The following is a 2303-nucleotide window of genomic DNA, read 5'->3' on the forward strand; positions in this document are numbered from 1 at the left end:
ATCTTCAAGCGGGTGTTCGGGGAAGCTTGAGCTTCCTTCTCCCCGTCACTATACGGGGAGAAGGTGCCGGCAGGCGGATGAGGGGCAGCGCTCACTTCGACGACGATCGCACCTAATCGCCCTTTGACAATATCAAAACGCCGACGCTGCCCCTCATTGCCCTGCCGGGCATTTCTCCCCGTATAGTGACGGGGAGAAAGACGCTCTCGCCAGCCCTCAAATCAAGCCTTGCCGGGAACAGTCCTGATCACCGTGCCCCACGGGTCTTCGCGGGTTACCGGGCTCGTCACATTGTCCGAACGCATTTCGACCCAGGCCAGACCGGACCGGGTGGAATCGCGGCGGCCGGCGCCCGAACTCTGCCAGGCGTTGGCGCCGATGTGATGGTGATAGCCGCCCGACGACAGGAACACCGCCTGGCCACCATATTTGGCCACCGTGTCGAAGCCGAATTCCTGGTTCCACCAGGCTTCGGCGTCTTCCGGCTTGCCTACGCGCAGGTGGACATGGCCGACAATGCTGTTTTCCGGCGCGCCCTGCCAGCCGGCATCACCTGCCGGTACTTCGGCAACGACGGACGGGATGTTCAGCCGCTCCGTCGCCATGGCTATCTTGTCGCCATTCCACTTCCAGTCCTTGGGGAGGCGATCTGCATAGATCTCGATGCCGTTGCCTTCGGGATCGGTCAGGTACAGCGCTTCGCTGACCAGATGGTCGGAAGCGCCCTCGATAGTAATCTTGTCTGATATGGCGTGGTTAATCCAGCGGCCGAGATCGGCGCGGCTGGGCAGCAGGAAGGCTGTATGGAAGAGGCCGGCGCTACGCGGATCATCCGGCTTGGCCGAAGGATCGGCCTCGATGACCAGCAGCGGACGGTTGGCGGCGCCCAGCGTGATCGCACCATCGGCGCGACTCAACTCCTGCAGACCAACAACTTTGCGATAATATGCGGCAAGACTTTCGGCGTCGCGTGCCTTCAACCCGACGCGGGCAACGCTGACCGGGGTGGTGGCGGCAAAAGGCAGTTCACTCATCAGATGCTCCGTTCGACCGGCTTGCGATGAAACTCCCAGGGCGAGAAGCCCCGCGCCGCCAATCATTGTACGTCGTGTCAGTTCCAAAGTCAGGGTTCCCGCACACGGCTGTTTCTTTTCCTGACCACAGATCGTCCATCGGCATCGTTCACACAAGACGCGAAGAAGCGAACATCGTGTTCACTATTGTGATCAAGAGCGCTGTTCGTGCCCGTTGCACGAAGCGACGCCGCTCGCTATCTCAGCGCCATGAAGGTCAGAGACGCAGATATTCTCATCGTGCCGGGCTACACCAATTCCGGCCCCGACCATTGGCAGAGCCGCTGGCAGTCGAAGCTGTCGACGGCGCGCCGCGTCGAGCAAACGGAATGGTCGAAGCCGGTGCGTGAGGACTGGACGGCGAGCGTGGCCAAGGCCGTCAACGAGGCCGAGAAGCCGGTCGTCCTGGTCGCGCACTCGCTTGGTGTCGCCGCGGCGGTGCAAGCCATTGCGCAGTTCAGGAAGCCGGTTGCCGGGGCCTTCTTCGTGGCGCCGCCCGATGTCGCCAATCCCAAGGTCAAGCCGAGGCATCTGATGACCTTCGGTCCCTACCCGCGCGAGCCGCTGCCTTTTCCATCCATCGTCATCGCCAGCCGCAACGACCCGTTCTGCGCCTTCGATGTCGCCGAGGACATTGCCGGGGCGTGGGGCTCACTGTTCATCGATGCCGGCGAGACCGGTCACCTCAACGCGGATTCGGGCTTCGGGCCGTGGCCCGAAGGTTCGATGACCTTCGCCAAATTCCTGACGGATCTGAAGGCCTGAGCGTCTTCAGGAGTCGATCGAATCCCTGACGCTCTTGATCAGGGTTTTTGCGCCGAGCCCGATCAGCGCGTGTTCCGAGCCCATGGCCAGCAGGCGGTAGCCCATCGACACGACACGGCCGGCAATTGCCGGCTCGACGACATAGATCGCGGCGTGCTTTCCGGCCTTGCGGGTGCGCTCGGCGACCGAAGCCACCGTCTCCATCATGCTTTCCAGCGTCGAATTGATCGTGGCGCCATTGCTCCAGGCGATCGAGAAATCCGATGGTCCGAGGAAGATGCCGTCGATGCCCGGCGTGTCGAGGATGCCATCGAGCGCATCAAGGGCCGCCCGCGTCTCGACCATGGCGAAAGCCATGGTGCGCTGGTTGGAGTCGCGCAGCCAGTCGGCCTGGTCGCCCTTGCCGTGGCGCGGAAAAGCGTAGGTCGGCCCCCAGGAGCGCTCGCCGAGCGGCGGATATTTCAT

The 2303-nt window shown here is 62.9% G+C and carries 3 protein-coding genes; 1 reads left to right on the forward strand and 2 read right to left on the reverse strand.

Features of this window, described 5'->3' with window-relative positions:
* Window positions 1-221: 221 nt before the first annotated feature.
* Window positions 222-1034 carry a VOC family protein gene (locus tag EN935_RS31745; RefSeq protein WP_127264273.1) on the reverse strand — a complete coding sequence of 271 codons (813 nt, stop codon included), beginning with the start codon at window positions 1032-1034 and terminating at the stop codon, window positions 222-224.
* Window positions 1035-1283: 249 nt separating this feature from the next.
* Here EN935_RS31745 and EN935_RS31750 point away from each other — a divergent pair, with 249 nt between their 5' ends.
* A complete protein-coding gene (locus tag EN935_RS31750; protein WP_126071115.1) occupies window positions 1284-1838 on the forward strand; it encodes an alpha/beta hydrolase in 555 nt (184 codons plus the stop codon).
* Window positions 1839-1844: 6 nt separating this feature from the next.
* Here EN935_RS31750 and EN935_RS31755 read toward each other — a convergent pair.
* Window positions 1845-2303, reverse strand: a 459-nt coding sequence (locus tag EN935_RS31755) for an aldolase/citrate lyase family protein (RefSeq protein ID WP_245489101.1), incomplete at its 5' end; no start/stop codon positions are given.

The organism is Mesorhizobium sp. M7D.F.Ca.US.004.03.1.1 (genome assembly GCF_003998635.1).
GTDB lineage: Bacteria > Pseudomonadota > Alphaproteobacteria > Rhizobiales > Rhizobiaceae > Mesorhizobium > Mesorhizobium loti.